We start from the raw sequence: 17,398 nt of genomic DNA, 5'->3' as shown, positions 1-17,398 counted from the left end.
AGAAATGAAGAAGTACATGTATCTTTGTCTTGCGGCGTTGAGTATCGGTATCTTTGCTTCTTGTAAGGCGAAAAAAGGTGTGGAAGCGACTTTCTCCGACCTGGATGGTAGTTGGAATATTGTCGAATTGAACGGCAAGGTGTTGAATCCTGCCGAGACGAATCAAGTCATCGAGTTCGACGTGGCTCGCCATTCCCTTTCCGGAAGAGCTGGATGCAATCGGATGATGGGGCAGATCGAATACAGCGATTCCCGCAAGAATATCATTAAATTCCCGCAGGTTGCGACAACGCGTATGGCTTGTCCGGATATGAGTGGTGAGCGTGAATTGTTGCAGGCTTTGGATAAAGTCGTTCGCTTTGATGCAGTAGGTGAGGTGAAACCGGTCAATAAAATCGCTTTATATGGCACGGACAATACCAAATTGATGGTAATTGAAAAGAAGTGACTTTCATTGTGAAATGTTTGGAAGGCGGTTCCGGTTGTGACGGGCCGCCTTTTTTATTTCGGCCTGCAAGGGATGATCAGGGTGAAGCGGCTGCCTTTTCCTTCCTGGGAAGAAAGGGTGATTCGCCCCTCCAGGCGCTCGGCGATGGTTTGACAGATCGATAGGCCCAGTCCGGTACCTTGTGCAAATTCGTCCACCTTGAAGAAACGTTCGAACACTTTCTTCTGGGCCTCTTCCGACATGCCTTTTCCTGTATCTTCGACAAAGACATGAACTTCTTTCTCCTCCTTCTTATAGACAGCTCCTAACAGGATGTGCCCTTTAGTGGTGAACTTGACGGCATTGTTGATGAAATTCGTAATCACTTGCGTGAACCGGAAACGGTCTACATGAATGATAAGTTCCGTTTCTTGGAATTCTTTCAGGAAACGGATATTCGACGGCATAAGCAGGTGATGTGTCTGGTAGATCTCTTCTAACAGTTCGTTTAGAGAGCAATCGTCGAAAGCGAAAGACATCCGTCCCGACTCAATGCGCGAGAGTTCCAGGATATCATTAATCAGTTTCAGCAGCAGATTACTGTTTTTGTTGATCGTATTGCGGAAAAGGTCTTTTTCTTCATCGGTCAATTCCTTTTCGTCTTGTAATAGGTTGGTGAAACCGACTATCGCATTTAACGGTGTGCGTATCTCATGGCTCATGTTGGCGAGGAATGCCGATTTCATCTTATTGGCTTCTTCGGCTCGCTCTTTCTCTTCGATCAACCGGAGTTGCACCTGCCTTTTCCGTTCGCTTTCGCGGTAGTACATGTAAATGAGGTGAAGGATGATATAGACGATTGCTATGACGAGCAGGATTCCGCCTGCAATAATATAGTTTAGGTAACGGACTTCCAGTGGCATGTTATAGATGATGCTTCCCTGTGGCAGATCGCTCAACCGTATGTTGAAACGTTGCATCTCTTTCCAGTCGAAAGCAAATGTTTTGGGGCTTTCTACGATAGGAATGTCATTTGGAGAAGTGCCTTTCAGGATGCGGGCAGCTGTTTGGGCAACACAATCAGCCTGGATTTGCAAGGTAGTGAAATAGCCACCGGTGATCCCTCTGTTGTCGTTGAACCCGTTGTTAATGACTGTGAAGTTCGGCACATTGGCCAGGCGTCCGACGGTCAGGACATTGAAGTCGAGAATGATTTGTATGCAGGCGGTGTAAGGCTTGTCTTCAAATACCCAAAGAAGCTGGCGGGCGGTCAGGTTGGCTGTTGAGGTCGTATATAAGGCAGAAGCGCCTTCTTTGCCGGGCTGGATTTCCGTGGAAGTAGTTTGGGGCCTTGTTTGATACAATCCTTCGTAAACAGCTATTCCATGTCCCTGGATATTGTCCATCAACGTTTCGAACGCTTTTCTGCCGATGAATTCTTTCGTTTTGAAGATCAGTATTTTTGATCTTCCGTATAGTTTTTCGATCAGTTGTATGTTTTTCAGATATTCAGGCTTGTCCCAATAACCCGTGAAGTTGGGATGCTGTTCCAATAGTTCCCAGTTGGGAAAGTTGACACCTGAAAAGACAACCGGAATCGTCTTGCCGAGCGGATGGTTGCAGGCCATTAAAGTATAGGTAGCCTGATCGTCATTGGAAATGATGATGTCCGGTTTGAAACTTAAAGTGTCGAGAAAGGAGTACATCCGGGCTTCTTCGTCTGTGGCATTATAGCGTTCGCAGTCCAGGTAGAATGTGTGGATGGAAGAGTATATTTGCTCTTTCTCCAGTTCCTCGTGCAGCAGCTTGTCGAACTTGGAGTAGGCACTCAGGCTTTGATTGTATGACTGTATGACAAGGACATTAAACAGTTCCTTCCCTTTTTTATCGGAGGAACCCTTTGCTTCACGCGGAAAACAAAGGGCCAATATCAACATCGCTATGTATATATGTATTTTCAAGGAAGAAGCACTTATCAATTGTACCCGTATGTTTTAAAAAACCGTTCAAAGTTAACGATAATCGGGATATAACAAGTACTTCTTTCTGATTTTCTTATATTTATTTAATGCCGGTTGCCAACTTGCGCGTATTTCGTCCTCCTTTAAGCCGCGGACAATCTGGAAACGTAATTCTTTTGTCCCGGCAAGCAGGTCGAACCATTGTGGGCGGGTGAAGAAAAAAGCTTGGTCGTTGCCTGCTTTATTATAGAAATCAAGGAGGAATTTCAGCGTCAATCCCCCGGTAAAGGGATATTCTCTCAAGTCCGTGCCGTAGCATTCCTTGTCCTTATGCAACGGTTTCGTGTCGAAACCTGGCAAGGAGGTGGGCGTAAAGGTGAAATCTCCGTATCTGGCATCGGGTGCTCCCAATATCTGGAATGGATAATAGGTCCCGCGACCGACACTGATATTGGTCCCTTCGAAGAAACAGAGTGAAGGGTAGAGACGGATCGACTGGTCGTTCGGCAGGTTGGGAGAGGGCTTTACCGGCAACCAGTACGGATCTCCGTGACGCCAGTTTTCCATCTTGACGATATGCAGTTTACAGGTGTCGGGTGTACTTTTCAGCCAACCTTCCTTGTTGATCATCCAAGCCAGTTCGCCAACCGTCAGACCGTGCAGTATGGGTAATGGGTCAACGCCGACAAAGGATTCGAATCCTTTCTGGCGGACAGGACCGTCGACGAAGTCGTTCGGGTTAGGGCGGTCCAGGACGATAAATTCGACATCGTTTTCGGCACAGGCTTCCATCACATAATGCATGGTGCTGATGTAAGTATAAAAGCGGACTCCGACATCCTGAATGTCGAACACGACCACGTCCAAGCCGGTCAACTGCTCGGCTGTCGGCTTCTTGTTCTTTCCGTATAGGGATATGATGGGGACTCCTGTTTTTACGTCACGGCTGTCTTTGATCTCGGCTCCCGCATCGGCCGTCCCGCGGAAACCGTGTTCAGGGGCGAACACTTTCTTTATGTTGATACCCTCTTCCAACAAGGCGTCCAGCAAATGCTTCTGCTGCTTTTCGAGGATGGAGGTTTGGTTCACTACTAATCCGACCTGTTTGTCTTTCAACAGACGGGTAACGACGTCCATACGTTCGGCTCCCAATTTTAGAGGGGCTTTCTGTGGAGTGACGGCCTGGATTTCAGACATTAAGAACAGGCTTAACAGCCAGAAGGCATACCTGATAACTGTTCTCATAGACTCATTCCTTACTATTTGTTTCTGCAAAAGTAACGATTCTTTTTGTTTATTGCGTATCTTTGTCTCTCAATAAAGCGATTGATTGTTATGAACCCTTTAGATATTATTGCCAAATATTATCCGGTAGGTTCGGAGGCGTACCGGATTTTGGTTATTCATAGTAGAAGTGTGGCAGATAAAGCTTTGGCTATAGCCCGGATGCATCCGGAGATGAATCTTGACCTTACCTTTGTAGAAGAGGCAGCTATGCTGCACGATATCGGTATTTTTCGTTGTAATGCTCCCGATATCGATTGCCATGGAGATGCGGAATATATTTGCCACGGTTATCTGGGGGCCGAATTGATGCGGGCGGAAGGTTATCCCCGCCATGCCCGCGTGTGCGAACGGCATACGGGAACAGGTATTACGCTGGCAATGATTGAAGAACGAGGTTTGCCTCTTCCGCACCGGGACTTTATGCCGGAAACCTTGGAAGAACAACTGATTTGCTACGCCGACAAGTTTTACAGCAAAACGAAACTGGACAAAGAAAAATCTGTCGAAAAGGTAAAACAGGGCCTTTCGAAGTATGGAAACGAAACTGTCGAACGGTTTGATAACTGGTGTAAACTCTTTTTAGGGGAATAAAAAGGGATTGGCTCGCTAAATTGTTATACATTTGCCCGCTGTAACACACTGCAAATAACGACGGAATGTTTTTGAAATACAAATGCCTGATTATTTTGTTGCTTTTCCTCACTGGAAACATGATGACTGAGGCGCAGGAACTTATAGCCCCGACCGATACCGTGATGGCCGTTGTGGGCGATACGGTCGTATCTGCCGGACAGGATAGTGTGCTTGCGTTAGACAGTGTACCGAAGAAGCAGACAGGGCTGGACGCTCCGGTTTCTTACCAGGCGAAAGACTCCATCATCATGACGGGAGCGAACTGGGCTTATCTGTTTGGGGAAAGCGATGTGAAATATCAACAAATCGAACTTCAGTCCGAGAAAATCGAGATGAATATGGACAGTAGCCTGGTGTATGCCACTTTCGGCCTCGACTCGATCGGGGAGGAATTCGGCTATCCTCTTTTCAAAGATGGCGACCAACAGTATGAATCCAAGACGATGCGCTATAATTTCGGTACGAAAAAAGGATATATCACAGATGTGATCACGCAACAAGGCGAAGGTTATGTGACGGCCGGACGTACCAAAAAGATGGACAACGATGTCCTGAATATGAAGGGGGGACGGTATACGACTTGCGACGAGCATGATCACCCCCATTTCTATATCCAGATGACGAAGGCGAAAGTCCGCCCGAAGAAAAATATCGTGACGGGTCCCGTCTATATGGTGTTTGAGGACGTCCCGCTTTATCCGATCGGTCTGCCTTTCTGTTTCTTCCCGTTTTCGAGTTCTTATTCTTCGGGCATTATCATGCCCACTTTCGGGGATGAAAGTTCGCGTGGTTTCTATCTGCGCGACGGCGGGTATTATTTTGCGTTGAGCGATTATATGGACCTGGCTTTGACCGGTGAAATCTATACGAAAGGTTCCTGGGGACTGTCGGCTCGTTCTTCTTATCGGAAACGGTATAAGTTTTCGGGCAGTTTCAATGCCTCCTATCTGGTTACCCGTTTGGGCGACAAGGGACTTCCCGATTATAGCTTGTCTAAGGACTTCAAGCTGAACTGGACACACTCGCAGGACCCGAAGGCAAATCCGTACCGGACTTTCTCGGCGAGTGTGAACTTTGCGACCAGCAGTTATGACCGTAATAACCTGAACAGCTTCTATCCTGGCTCGCAAGGGTTTGCGGATGCGAACCAGAATACCAAAGGGTCCAGTATCAGTATAACACAGCGTTTCCCGAATAATCCGTTCAGTATTTCGGCTACCATGAATGTGAACCAGCGTTCGAAAGACTCGACGATCTCGCTGACATTGCCTGATATTACAATTACGATGAGCCGTATCTTCCCGTTCAAGCGGAAGAATGCGGTCGGAAAAGAACGTTGGTATGAGAAGATTTCCATGAGTTACAACGGTTACCTGCGTAATAGTATCGATACGAAAGAAGACAAATTGTTCAAGTCGAGCTTGGTGAAGGATTGGCGGAATGCCATGCAGCACCAGATTCCGGTGAGTGCTACTTTCTCTTTGTTCAAGTATTTGAATATCTCGCCGTCGTTCAATTATACCGAACGTTGGTACACCAATAAGGTGGAAAAAGCATACGACATGCAGAAGAAGCAGGTGGTTGCGCGTGATACGACTTATGGTTTCTACCGCGTATTCGATTACAGCACATCCGTTTCAGCTTCCACCACGCTATATGGTTTCTATAAACCGTTGCCGTTTTTGGGTGACAAGATCAAGATGATTCGTCATCGTTTCGAACCTTCGGTAACGTTGAGCTATACGCCTGATTTTGGAGCTTCCAAATATGGTTTCTGGAAAGATCTTATGTATGAAGATCAATATGGACAGACGCAGCAGATCTCTTATTCGCCGTTTGAAGGCGGTATGTTTGGGACGGCCCCTAACGGGAAGTCGGGGAGCGTGAGTTTTCAGTTAGATAACAATCTCGAAATGAAGATCAAGTCGGATCGCGATTCGACAGGAGAGCGTAAGATCAGTCTGATCGATAAGTTGTCGTTGGGGATGAGTTATAATATGGCGGCCGATTCGTTCAAGTGGAGTGACTTGAGTGTAGGCTTGCGTCTCAAGTTTTCGAAGAGCTATACATTGAACCTGAACGGTACGTTCGATACCTATACCTATGGCTACGATGAAGCGACGAAGACCGTTCGCCGGTTGGATATTCCGCGTTGGCAGGCCGGTAAAGGATTAGGCCGTTTGCGCCAGACCGGTACGAGTTTCTCTTATACCTTTAATAATGATACGTTCGGCAAATTGTTCGGCAAGAAAGATAATAACGACGATTCCAACAACCCTCCGACAGACCCCAATGCATCGAACGATCCGGAATTCGAACAAATCTCTTCGGGGGAAGAGGGGGACCAGCAGGGTAAAATGGAAGGAGGCCGATTGCGTGGTGCCAAGAAAGATACGGGTGAGTTCGATTCGTATGGCTATATGGTCAATAAAGTGCCCTGGAGCCTTTCGTTCAGCTATAGCATGCAATTGCGTTATGGAGACTTTGACCCGAGCAAGCTCGAATATAAGTACAAGCTTACACATGCATTGAGCTTTAACGGTAATATCCAGCCGACGAAGAACTGGCGTTTTAACTTTAATGCCACCTATGACTTCGATACGCATAAGATATCCTATATGACTTGCAATATCACTCGCGACCTGCATTGCTGGCAGATGACTGCCAGTTTTGTGCCGGTGGGACCTTATAAGTCCTATACCTTCAATATTGCAGTAAGTTCGTCTTTGCTGAAAGACCTGAAATGGCGCCAGAGCAGCAACTATCGTGACGGGCAGAAATGGGAGTAATTCCAATTGTCAATTGATAATTACCAATCTATTGGTGTCTGTCCGGTTGCGATCAGATAATCATTTGCTTTGCTGAAATGCTTGTTCCCGAAGAATCCGCGGTAAGCGGAGAGGGGAGACGGATGAGCCGATTTCAATATCAGGTTGCGGGAGGCGTCGATGAAAGCGCCTTTCCGTTGTGCATACGACCCCCACAGGATGTAAACGATATGGCTTCGCTCTTCTGTCAGGCGGTGGATTACGGCATCCGTGAATTCTTCCCAACCTTTATTCTGGTGTGAGCCGGCTTGGTGTGCACGAACCGTCAGGGTTGCATTGAGAAGCAGGACGCCCTGGTCCGCCCAACGGAGCAGATTGCCGGTTTGCGGCATGGGTTTGCCTAAATCGCTTTCGATTTCTTTGAAGATGTTGACGAGCGACGGGGGAAAGGGTGTCCCGTCTTGGACGGAGAAACAAAGTCCGTGTGCCTGTCCGGGTTCATGATAGGGGTCTTGTCCGAGAATGACTACTTTGACTTTGTCGAACGGACAGTGTTCGAACGCACTGAAGATACAGGGACCAGGAGGATAGACGGTTCTTTGGCGGTATTCTTCTTTAACAAAGGTGATCAACTGGCTGAAATAATCCTTTTCAAACTCAGAACTTAATCGTTCTTTCCAGCTCTGTTCTATCTTGACGTCCATAATGGTAATTGAAAATTGAAAATTAGAAATTGGAAATTCTCTTTATTACGCGAATATCAGAAATAATTATCAATAATCCATCCTTAATTTTCAATTTTCAATTTTTAATTATCAATTAGATCAAGTACATACCGGCAGCACGGGCTTCACGACGCATTTCTTCCGGCCATATACTTGCCTGAATTTCACCGATATGGGCTTTGCGGAGGTAAAACATACACAAGCGACTTTGTCCGATACCTCCCCCGATACTTAGAGGCAGTTCGTTGTTTAGCAAGCGTTTGTGGAAATATAGTTCTTTTTTTTCTTCCGCGTTGCAAATCTCCAACTGGCGGAGCAAGGCTTCCTTATCCACACGAATACCCATGGAGGACAGTTCGAGCGAACGGTTCAGTACTTCGTCCCAGACGAGCAGGTCGCCGTTTAATCCGACTTGTCCGTTTTCTGCAACTGTCGACCAGTCGTCATAGTCCGGAGCGCGTCCGTCATGTTTCTCTCCGTTGCTTAACTTACAACCGATACCGATAATGAAAACGGCTCCGTATTCTTTCGTAATCGCATCTTCCCGTTCTTTCGGCGTGAAGGTCGGATATTTTTGCAATAAATCTTCGGAGTGTATGAAATGGATTTGCTGGGGCAATGTAGGACGGATTTCGGGAAACATCTCATAGACCAGATATTCGGTTCGTACCATGGCTGCGTAGATGCGACGTACGATTTCTTTCAGAAAATCTACATTCCGTTCTTCGGCTCCCATGACGCGTTCCCAGTCCCATTGGTCGACATATAAAGAATGTAGGTTTCCCAACTCTTCGTCAGAGCGGATAGCGTTCATGTCGGTATAGATACCATAGCCTTTTTCGATTTGATAATCAGCAAGAGTAAGTCGTTTCCATTTGGCAAGCGAATGGACGATTTCAGCTTTGGCATCGTCCAAATCCTTGATCGGAAACGTGACCGCACGTTCCGTTCCGTTCAGGTCGTCATTGATACCCATCCCTTTTAAAACGAACAACGGAGCAGTGACGCGCCGCAACCGTAATTCGGAAGACAGGTTTTGCTGGAAAAAGTCTTTGATCTTTTTGATACCCATCTCGGTCTGCGATAAGTTCAATAAAGCCTTATATCCTGCTGGTTTAATTAAGTAACTCATATACTTGTTGTGCTTTATGTTTGTGAATAATGTGTGGCAAAGATACTAATTAATGGCAAAATAGCAATTATGTGCCTTTTTTTATTTGCAAAATGGAAGTGATTATCGTTAGGATGCTTGCAAAATATCAAAAGTAATCTTTTTTTGCCCGTTCATTTGTTTTCCTGCAAGATTATATATACTTTTGCGCTGTCTTTGGCTGGGTAGCTTAGCTGAATAGAGCGTCAGATTCCGGTTCTGAAGGTCGTGGGTTTGAATCCCACCCTGGTCACAAAAGGATTTCCAAGTGTTGGAAGTCCTTTTTTTTATGGGGTTACGCGTAAACTTTTCTTTTTTATTTATGTTTTATAAATGAATAACTAATTTAAGAAAGAACAAAGATTATGTCAGTGGTTTATAAATTTCTTTTTCCTGCCAAGCCGGTAGGAAATGCTTTTTCTTTTTTTTTGTTGGCGTTGCGTATCCTTTTCGGAGTATTGCTGCTTTCGCATGGTATCCAGAAATGGACGAATTTTAGTGCTATGTCGGAATCTTTCCCGGATCCATTGGGTGTAGGAAGTACGTTGTCGTTGGGGCTGGCTGTTTTCGCTGAGGTATTTTGTTCCGTAGGCTTTATATTCGGTGCGTTTTATCGTCTGGCTATGATCCCGATGGTCTTTACAATGGGAATGGCTTTTTTTGTGATACACGGGAATGATCCGTTTGCCGTGAAGGAACTGGCCTTTATTTATCTGGTGGTATTTGTGCTGATGTACATAACGGGACCGGGTAAATTTTCTATCGATCATGTCATATCTTCTGCATTATATAAAAAGAAACGGTGAGGTTCTATTGGAGAAGCCGTTAGGTGTATACGAAAGGAAACAAAAAGGCGGGAATTATTATTCCTGCCTTTTTTGTTGTGTTAGCCTTCTTTTAAAGAATAGTGGGAGAATAAGGTGTTTCTTTGTGTTGGTTGGGAAATAAAAAAAGCAATCATGTAATCATGATTGCTCTTAAAAAAAAAGTGGGCGTTGACGGATTCGAACCGCCGACCCTCTGCTTGTAAGGCAGATGCTCTGAACCAGCTGAGCTAAACGCCCGAATATGAAATCATTTTGGTGATGAGTGGGCGTTGACGGATTCGAACCGCCGACCCTCTGCTTGTAAGGCAGATGCTCTGAACCAGCTGAGCTAAACGCCCAAAGTGAAATCAATTCGTTGATGAGTGGGCGTTGACGGATTCGAACCGCCGACCCTCTGCTTGTAAGGCAGATGCTCTGAACCAGCTGAGCTAAACGCCCTTTCATTTGTTCATTAAGTTTGATATGCTCTATCTCTCTAAAGCGCTGCAAAGATACGGCTTTTTTTATTACCTCCAAATATTTTTGCGAAAAAGTAGAAAAAAACTTCATCTCCGCCTATATGTATTAAGATTTATAGTAACTTTGCAACTCCATATTAATAATGTATATGATATTTTCGACACTGACAGCAATTTCGCCTGTAGACGGGCGATATAGAAATAAAGCCGAGAACCTGGCGGCTTACTTTTCAGAGTATGCGCTCATTAAATACAGAGTGCAGGTTGAGATCGAGTATTTTATTACTCTGTCTGAATTCTTACCGCAGCTTCGTGCGTTGGCGACTGGGGAGAATAAAGAGGCTTTGCGGAAAATTTACCGCGAGTTTTCGGTTGAGGACGCTACCCGTATTAAAGAGATCGAGAGTGTGACAAATCATGATGTAAAGGCTGTTGAATATTTTATAAAAGAGAAATTCGATTTGTTGTCTTTGCAGGAATATAAGGAATTTATCCATTTCGGATTGACTTCCCAGGATATTAACAATACATCCGTTCCATTGTCTATCAAGGATGCACTGAACGAAGTGTATTTTCCCGGTTTGCAAGAAGTGATCGACATGTTGAAGAAATATGCCGAAGACTGGGCGGATGTTCCCATGTTGGCCAAGACACATGGGCAGCCGGCTTCTCCTACCCGTTTAGGAAAAGAAGTGATGGTGTTTGTTTACCGTTTGGAACAACAGGTGAAGCTGTTGAAAGTGACTCCTGTTTCTGCTAAGTTCGGTGGAGCAACCGGTAATTTCAATGCGCATCATGTGGCTTTTCCGGAATATGACTGGAAAGCTTTCGGGAATAAGTTTGTGAATGAAGTGTTGGGACTGAGCCGTGAGGAATGGACGACACAGATTTCCAACTATGACAACATGGCTGCTATTTTTGACGGGATGAAACGTATCGATACGATTTTGATCGATTTGTGCCGTGATTTCTGGCAGTATGTTTCTATGGAATATTTTAAACAGAAGATCAAAGCCGGTGAGGTCGGTTCTTCTGCTATGCCGCACAAGGTGAATCCGATCGACTTCGAAAATGCGGAAGGTAATTTGGGTATGGCAAATGCTATCCTGACGCACCTGGCAACCAAGTTGCCGATTTCACGTTTGCAGCGCGACCTGACAGACTCTACAGTCCTTCGTAATGTCGGTGTGCCGATGGCTCATGTCGAAATCGCATTCAAAAGTTTAACAAAAGGGCTGGGTAAGTTGTTATTAAACGAGAAAGCATTGTACCGGGATTTGGATAACTGCTGGGCTGTAGTGGCCGAAGGAATTCAGACTATCCTTCGTCGTGAAGGGTATCCGAAACCTTATGAAGCATTAAAAGCCTTGACTCGTACAAATGAAGGTATCACAGCCGAATCGATCAGTAATTTTATTGATACGTTGCAGGTTAGCGATGCTGTTAAAGCTGAATTAAAGGCGATAACGCCGCATAATTATACAGGTATTTAGTGAGAAACAATGGGTAGCCGTGAGGTTACCAAGTAGTTAATTATCATTTAATTTACATCAAATGAGCACAGAAGAAAGAGATGAATCTCAACCGCGTCCAAGAAAGGTGATACCAAGTATCAGACGGGAAAACACAGACCAGGATTCTGAAAGAAGACCTTACAATCAAGGTTATAACAGACCTGAGGGAAACAACTATGAACGGAGACCATATAACCGCGGAGGTTATAATTCTTATGGGGACAACCGCTCTTATGGAGACAGACCGAGTCGCCCGCGTACGTATGATAACCGTGATGGCGGTTACAACAAACCGTATAACCGCGATAATGGTGGAAACTGTAGCTATGGCAACTCTAATCGTGAAGGCGGCTATAACAGCAGACCTTCTTATGGTAGCAATCGCCCTTACGGTAACAACGATCGCCCTTCTTACGGCAATGACCGTTCTTATGGGAACGATCGTCCGTACAATCGTCCGTCTCGCCCGAACTATGAAGACAGAGGAAAGGCTTATTCGGCTACTCCGTCCGGCGAAGGTGTTTCGGGTGATGGTGTAAAGAAAAGAAGACCGCGTGTAGGTGATACCCGTGTAAGTTCGTCTTACGATAATCGTGATAATCGTGGTGGCAGACCTTCATACGGTAATAACAACAACCGTTATGGAAATGGCGGCGGACGTGGCGGCTACAATAACAACAGACGTCCGAACAACAATCGCCGTACCGGTGATTACAATCCGAATGCCAAGTATAACTTCCAGAAGCAGTTGAAGTATAAGGAAGTGCTGGCAGATCCTAACGAACCGATCCGCTTGAATAAGTTCTTGTCCAATGCAGGTGTTTGTTCTCGTCGCGAGGCGGATGAATTTATCCAGGAAGGAGTTGTTCAGGTAAATGGTCAGGTTGTAACTGAATTGGGAACGAAGATTACGCGTCAGGATACGGTGTTGTTCAAAGACCAGCCGGTTCAGATCGAGAGTAAAGTGTATATCATCCTGAATAAGCCGAAGAACTGTGTGACAACTTCCGATGATCCTCAGGAACGTCTGACTGTCATGGATTTGGTAAAGAACGCTTGCCAGGAACGAATTTATCCGGTGGGACGTCTGGACCGTAATACGACAGGTGTACTGTTGCTGACGAACGATGGCGATCTGGCTTCCAAGCTGACGCATCCTTCTTTCAAGAAGAAGAAAATCTACCATGTATGGTTGGATAAGAACGTATCTATCGAAGATATGGAAAAGATCGCTAACGGATTAGAGCTTGAAGACGGAGAAATCCATGCTGATGCCATCAGTTATGCAAGCGAAGATGATAAGAGCCAGGTCGGTATCGAAATTCACTCAGGGCGTAACCGTATCGTCCGTCGTATTTTCGAATCACTGGGCTATCACGTGGTTAAACTGGATCGTGTATATTTTGCCGGTCTTACAAAAAAGAACCTTGGACGTGGAAAGTGGCGTTATCTGAACGAACGTGAAGTGAACGCGCTCCGCATGGGGGCTTTCGAATAATATAGAGTTTAGCCGGTTGGAAAAGCCGGCTAACTTGTTTTGATTACCTAAGAATAAAAATATAAACATGGAAGCAATTAAAAGAACAAAAATTGTAGACGTACTGAAAAGCGAAGCTTTCGGTACGACCGTTAACGTGAAAGGATGGGTCCGTACCCGCCGTGGTAGTAAACAGGTTAGTTTCATAGCCTTGAATGACGGTTCTACAATAAATAATGTTCAGATCGTTGTAGACGTGGACAAGCTGGGCGAAGAATTTCTGAAGCCGATAACAACAGGTGCGAGTATCAGTGTAAACGGTACGTTGGTGCAGTCGCAGGGAAAAGGCCAGAATGTGGAGATCCAGGCTACTGAAATAGAAATTTACGGTTCTGCCGATCCGAATACTTATCCTTTGCAGAAAAAAGGCCATTCGATGGAGTTCCTGCGTGAGATCGCTCATCTCCGTCCACGTACGAATACATTCGGAGCGGTGTTCCGTATTCGTCATAACATGGCTTATGCCATTCATAAATTTTTCCATGACAGAGGGTTCTTCTATTTCCATACACCGCTGATCACAGCTTCCGACTGTGAAGGTGCGGGTCAGATGTTCCAGGTGACGACCATGAACCTCTATGATCTGAAGAAGGATGAAAACGGATCTATCGTTTATGATAACGATTTCTTCGGTAAACAGGCGAGCCTGACCGTTTCTGGACAGTTGGAAGGTGAATTGGCGGCTACGGCTTTGGGACAGATTTATACATTCGGTCCGACTTTCCGTGCGGAAAACTCCAATACGCCGCGCCACTTGGCCGAGTTCTGGATGATCGAGCCGGAAGTGGCTTTCAATGATATCCTGGACAATATGCAGTTGGCGGAAGAGTTCATCAAGTATTGTGTACAATGGGCTTTGGACAACTGTATGGATGATATCAAATTCTTGAACGATATGTTCGATAAGGGTTTGATCGAACGTTTGCAGGGAGTGTTGAAAGACGATTTCGTCCGTTTATCTTATACGGAAGGAATCAAGATTCTGGAAGAGGCCGTTGCTAAAGGCCACACGTTCGAGTTCCCGGTATATTGGGGTGTCGACCTGGCTTCTGAGCATGAACGTTTCCTGGTTGAAGAGCATTTCAAACGTCCGGTAATCCTGACTGACTATCCGAAAGAGATCAAAGCTTTCTATATGAAGCAGAATGAGGACGGCAAGACGGTTCGTGCGATGGATGTGTTGTTCCCGAAAATCGGTGAAATTATCGGTGGTTCCGAGCGTGAAGCCGATTATGACAAACTGTTGAACCGCATCAATGAAATGGGGATTCCTATGAAGGATATGTGGTGGTATTTGGATACCCGCCGCTTCGGTACGGTTCCTCATTCCGGTTTTGGTTTGGGCTTCGAACGTCTGCTGTTGTTTGTGACAGGTATGACAAATATTCGCGACGTGATTCCTTTCCCTCGTACACCGAAGAATGCCGATTTCTAATTTCGCATAGAATTGAAAAATCAAAACTCCGCATAGAACGTTCAGAGGACTATGCGGAGTTTTTTATTTAATCTTCATCTTCCAAGTCGATTGGGATCTGCCGTTTGAACGCTTCCTTGAAAGAGATCAGCGATTCGGTTCGGGCAAGGCCTAACGGTTGAAGCTTATTATGGATAATGCTTAGCAAATGCTGGTTATTCTTTGCATATATCTTTATGAATAAATCATATTGTCCAGTCGTGTAGTGACATTCAACCACCTCCGGGATTTCCTTCAGAGCCTCCGTCACCGATGGAAACTGCCCGGGAGATTTGAGGTACAAACCCATGTATGCACAAGTTTCATAACCTACTTTTGTGTTGTCGACGATAAATTCAGATCCTTTGATTACACCCAGGTTGGTAAGTTTTTGTATACGTTGGTGTATTGCTGCACCCGATACATTACACTCCCGTGCAACTTCGAGGAAAGGCATACGGGCATTGCCTATGATTAGTTTTAATATCTTCTCGTCAAGTTCATCCAGTTGATGGTGTGCCATAATTTCACTATATTTGTATATCTGTATAAATCAGTTCTTACAATCTTAATACAAATATAAATAATCTCTAATGATTAACCTCTATTTTTTAGTGGAATATTTTAGTTTGTAAGTTTCTTTAGTAATAATAATCTTCAATTTTATAGTTTTATGAGTTTACAATCAGTAGTAGCATGTAGGTCTGTAAAAGACTTTTCTGATCCGGCATTGGATCTGATAGAGAGAACGTACACAGAATCTTTTCCGGAAGTGGAACGCCGTGACTTTTCGCTTGTCCGCAATTTGGTTAGAGACGAATCCCGGTTTATCGTGTATGCTTTATCAAAAGAAGACCGGTATGTCGGCTTCATCACCGGTTGGCTTTTTGACGGTTATACTTATGTGGAGCATTTTGCAATTGATCCGGCGGCCCGTAATGGAGGAATAGGGGCTGAGGCAATGAAGCAATTTCTGGTCTTCTGCGGTACTCCGGTTGTTCTGGAAGTAGAAATGCCTACTGATGAGATGAGCAAGCGCAGGATTGGCTTTTATGAACGTTTGGGCTTTAAACTGGACAATCAGGTTTATCACCAGCCTCCTTACCGGGAAGGTGGAGAATGGCTGGAGATGCGGCTTATGACATATGGCGATGTTGATCTGGAGCATTCTTTCGAGCAGGTGAAGAATTGTCTTCATAAGAATGTGTATGGAGTGAAAGATGGGCTCACCCGGTGATCGTTTTGCACATTGCCTATTTGTTTTCTCGTTCTAATTCGACGATTTAAGTGGCAGTAGCCATGTTTCTGTTGTCAAACAGTCCAACTGTAGAGCTTTTGCCCTTAGTCGAATGTGCTTTCGCCCTTGGTCAAAAGCGCTTTCGACTAAGGGCAAAAACCTTTTCGACCAAGGGCGAAAAGTAAAAAAGTAGTAGCTATTGCTGTAAATAGCTATGTGTCTATTTATTATTGGATGGGTGTCATCTCCTTTGAGGGAAAGGGCTCTGATCGGTGACTAAAAGGCAATAAAAAAGGCGGGGTTAGAAACCTCGCCTTTTTTATTTTGTATATCCAGAGATTAGTCAGCAGCCTGACGGGCAGAATAACTAATCTTCAATGCGTATGCTTCACGAAGCGCCTGCTTAACGTCTGTGATCAGACCCATCTTGGTTTCCTTATCGGCCTTGATGGACACTGTCATAAACGGCTGGTCTTCTTCTTTCATACTGGATTTTTCCTGAGCGATGTAGTCCTGAATTTCCGATACTTCAGCGAACTTGTCGTTCAACTGCAAGCGGGCTTCAGAACCCATTTTAGCCTGATATTCTTGGGTCGGCTTTCCTACATAGATGAATGTAACCAACGATTTCTTTTCCAGCTTCTGAAGTTCAGTAGCCTGTGGAGCGCGGAATTGCACCATCAATGTTACTTCACGCATGGATGTTACCATCATGATGAAGAACAAGAATGCGAACACCAAGTCAGGTAATGATGACGTATTCAATTCGGGCATTTCACGTCCGCCCGCTTTACTAAACTTTCCCATTACTTCTTATCTCCATAATTTTTAGGTTCTGCCTCAGAAATCTTTTGCGGATAAATCTGCTGCACAGCCTTTTGTTGGTCTTCATCTAGATCTGCGAATAATTTTCCGAATTTCTTTCTGGAAATATCATCACGCAATTCGTTGTATGCCTTTGCCAATTCGTTCTGAACGCTGATATAAGCCTGATATTCGGTACCACGGTCATTCTGTAAAGAAATTACGTGTTTTTTAGCGGTCATTACTTTTCCGAAGAAAGGAACGTCCTCTTCAACCTTTTCAGGTTTATTTGCGTCATTATACGGGTTGTCAATGAACTCTTTTACCTTGTCTTTCAGTTGCTTGATGTCGGTCGGTTCACCGTTAAAGAGGATTTGGTTACTGCTGTTGATCAGCACGACAACCAAGTTTCTCTTGTTAACATCAACATCATTCTTCTTTTGGTCTTTAGGAACAGGAGGCGGCAAACGTCTTGCCAGACCTTTATCTGTATCCATGGATGTAGTAATAAGGAAGAAGATAAGCAACATGAAAGCAATATCGGCTGAAGACGATCCATTAATACCCGGTGTCTTTCTTTTACTACCCATTTCTTTCTTGTTTTATCAATTCGTTAT

Annotated in this window: 15 protein-coding genes and 4 tRNA genes; 9 read left to right on the top strand and 10 right to left on the bottom strand. The window is 44.9% G+C overall.

Annotation, left to right across the window (positions count from 1 at the left end):
* The first annotated feature begins 4 nt into the window (after positions 1-4).
* Positions 5-448 (top strand): META domain-containing protein, encoded by a 444-nt coding sequence (locus tag KTG12_RS04565; RefSeq protein WP_005637317.1) that lies wholly within the window; start codon positions 5-7, stop codon positions 446-448.
* A gap of 53 nt (positions 449-501) precedes the next feature.
* On the opposite strand, the gene KTG12_RS04560 is transcribed toward KTG12_RS04565, so the two are convergent.
* Together KTG12_RS04560 and KTG12_RS04555 are read right to left on the bottom strand one after the other, a co-directional pair.
* Complete coding sequence (locus KTG12_RS04560) at positions 502-2,364, bottom strand: sensor histidine kinase (protein ID WP_227226174.1); 1,863 nt, start codon at positions 2,362-2,364, stop codon at positions 502-504.
* 75 nt (positions 2,365-2,439) lie between these two features.
* On the bottom strand, positions 2,440-3,585 hold the full coding sequence (locus KTG12_RS04555; protein ID WP_371745083.1) for an exo-beta-N-acetylmuramidase NamZ domain-containing protein: 1,146 nt from the start codon (positions 3,583-3,585) through the stop codon (positions 2,440-2,442).
* A gap of 138 nt (positions 3,586-3,723) precedes the next feature.
* On the opposite strand from KTG12_RS04555, the gene KTG12_RS04550 reads away from it, so the two are divergent.
* Complete coding sequence (locus KTG12_RS04550) at positions 3,724-4,266, top strand: HDIG domain-containing metalloprotein (RefSeq protein ID WP_005637310.1); 543 nt, start codon at positions 3,724-3,726, stop codon at positions 4,264-4,266.
* Positions 4,267-4,331: 65 nt separating this feature from the next.
* Entirely contained in the window at positions 4,332-7,097 is a 2,766-nt protein-coding gene (locus KTG12_RS04545; protein WP_005637308.1) for a putative LPS assembly protein LptD, read from the top strand.
* A 20-nt stretch (positions 7,098-7,117) separates the two neighbouring features.
* Here the strand turns inward: KTG12_RS04545 and ung are convergent, their stop codons facing one another.
* A complete protein-coding gene (gene ung / locus KTG12_RS04540) occupies positions 7,118-7,780 on the bottom strand; it encodes a uracil-DNA glycosylase (protein WP_005637306.1) in 663 nt (220 codons plus the stop codon).
* A gap of 115 nt (positions 7,781-7,895) precedes the next feature.
* Positions 7,896-8,933: an aspartate--ammonia ligase gene (gene asnA, locus KTG12_RS04535; RefSeq protein ID WP_055284731.1), complete on the bottom strand. Its 1,038-nt coding sequence runs from the start codon at positions 8,931-8,933 to the stop codon at positions 7,896-7,898.
* A 197-nt stretch (positions 8,934-9,130) separates the two neighbouring features.
* Here asnA and KTG12_RS04530 point away from each other — a divergent pair.
* Together KTG12_RS04530 and KTG12_RS04525 are read left to right on the top strand one after the other, a co-directional pair.
* Positions 9,131-9,204, top strand: a tRNA-Arg gene (locus KTG12_RS04530).
* Between the two features lie 112 nt (positions 9,205-9,316).
* A complete protein-coding gene (locus KTG12_RS04525) occupies positions 9,317-9,757 on the top strand; it encodes a DoxX family protein (protein ID WP_055284732.1) in 441 nt (146 codons plus the stop codon).
* A gap of 183 nt (positions 9,758-9,940) precedes the next feature.
* On the opposite strand, the gene KTG12_RS04520 is transcribed toward KTG12_RS04525, so the two are convergent.
* The 3 genes from KTG12_RS04520 to KTG12_RS04510 all read right to left on the bottom strand — a co-directional run bounded on the left by KTG12_RS04520 (position 9,941) and on the right by KTG12_RS04510 (position 10,216).
* A tRNA-Val gene (locus KTG12_RS04520) sits at positions 9,941-10,015 on the bottom strand.
* 26 nt (positions 10,016-10,041) lie between these two features.
* A tRNA-Val gene (locus KTG12_RS04515) sits at positions 10,042-10,116 on the bottom strand.
* Between the two features lie 25 nt (positions 10,117-10,141).
* Positions 10,142-10,216: transfer RNA gene (locus tag KTG12_RS04510), tRNA-Val, on the bottom strand.
* 169 nt (positions 10,217-10,385) lie between these two features.
* Between KTG12_RS04510 and purB the strand changes: the two genes are divergently transcribed.
* From purB to asnS, 3 genes are all read left to right on the top strand, one after another.
* Entirely contained in the window at positions 10,386-11,729 is a 1,344-nt protein-coding gene (gene purB / locus KTG12_RS04505) for an adenylosuccinate lyase (RefSeq protein ID WP_022321794.1), read from the top strand.
* A gap of 61 nt (positions 11,730-11,790) precedes the next feature.
* Positions 11,791-13,248: a pseudouridine synthase gene (locus tag KTG12_RS04500; protein WP_155143689.1), complete on the top strand. Its 1,458-nt coding sequence runs from the start codon at positions 11,791-11,793 to the stop codon at positions 13,246-13,248.
* 67 nt (positions 13,249-13,315) lie between these two features.
* On the top strand, positions 13,316-14,722 hold the full coding sequence (asnS, locus tag KTG12_RS04495; RefSeq protein WP_005637279.1) for an asparagine--tRNA ligase: 1,407 nt from the start codon (positions 13,316-13,318) through the stop codon (positions 14,720-14,722).
* Positions 14,723-14,789: 67 nt separating this feature from the next.
* Here asnS and KTG12_RS04490 read toward each other — a convergent pair whose 3' ends face one another.
* The gene (locus KTG12_RS04490) at positions 14,790-15,263 is read right to left on the bottom strand and encodes an Lrp/AsnC family transcriptional regulator (RefSeq protein ID WP_005637278.1); all 474 of its coding nucleotides are present in this window, start codon (positions 15,261-15,263) and stop codon (positions 14,790-14,792) included.
* 150 nt (positions 15,264-15,413) lie between these two features.
* Between KTG12_RS04490 and KTG12_RS04485 the strand changes: the two genes are divergently transcribed.
* Positions 15,414-15,977, top strand: coding sequence for a GNAT family N-acetyltransferase (locus KTG12_RS04485; protein ID WP_138272527.1), 564 nt, complete (start codon positions 15,414-15,416; stop codon positions 15,975-15,977).
* 339 nt (positions 15,978-16,316) lie between these two features.
* Here the strand turns inward: KTG12_RS04485 and KTG12_RS04480 are convergent, their stop codons facing one another.
* Together KTG12_RS04480 and KTG12_RS04475 are read right to left on the bottom strand one after the other, a co-directional pair.
* Positions 16,317-16,784: a biopolymer transporter ExbD gene (locus tag KTG12_RS04480; protein WP_005637276.1), complete on the bottom strand. Its 468-nt coding sequence runs from the start codon at positions 16,782-16,784 to the stop codon at positions 16,317-16,319.
* Complete coding sequence (locus KTG12_RS04475) at positions 16,784-17,371, bottom strand: biopolymer transporter ExbD (RefSeq protein ID WP_005637275.1); 588 nt, start codon at positions 17,369-17,371, stop codon at positions 16,784-16,786. Before KTG12_RS04475 ends, KTG12_RS04480 begins: the two co-directional genes overlap by 1 nt.
* Positions 17,372-17,398: the final 27 nt, after the last annotated feature.

Origin of the sequence: Parabacteroides sp. MSK.9.14 (assembly GCF_019041495.1) — a bacterium.
In the GTDB taxonomy this organism is placed as follows: Bacteria; Bacteroidota; Bacteroidia; order Bacteroidales; family Tannerellaceae; genus Parabacteroides; species Parabacteroides merdae.
The sequence above is the reverse complement of the archived record's forward strand: the minus strand, read 5'-3'. Positions and strand labels throughout refer to the sequence as shown.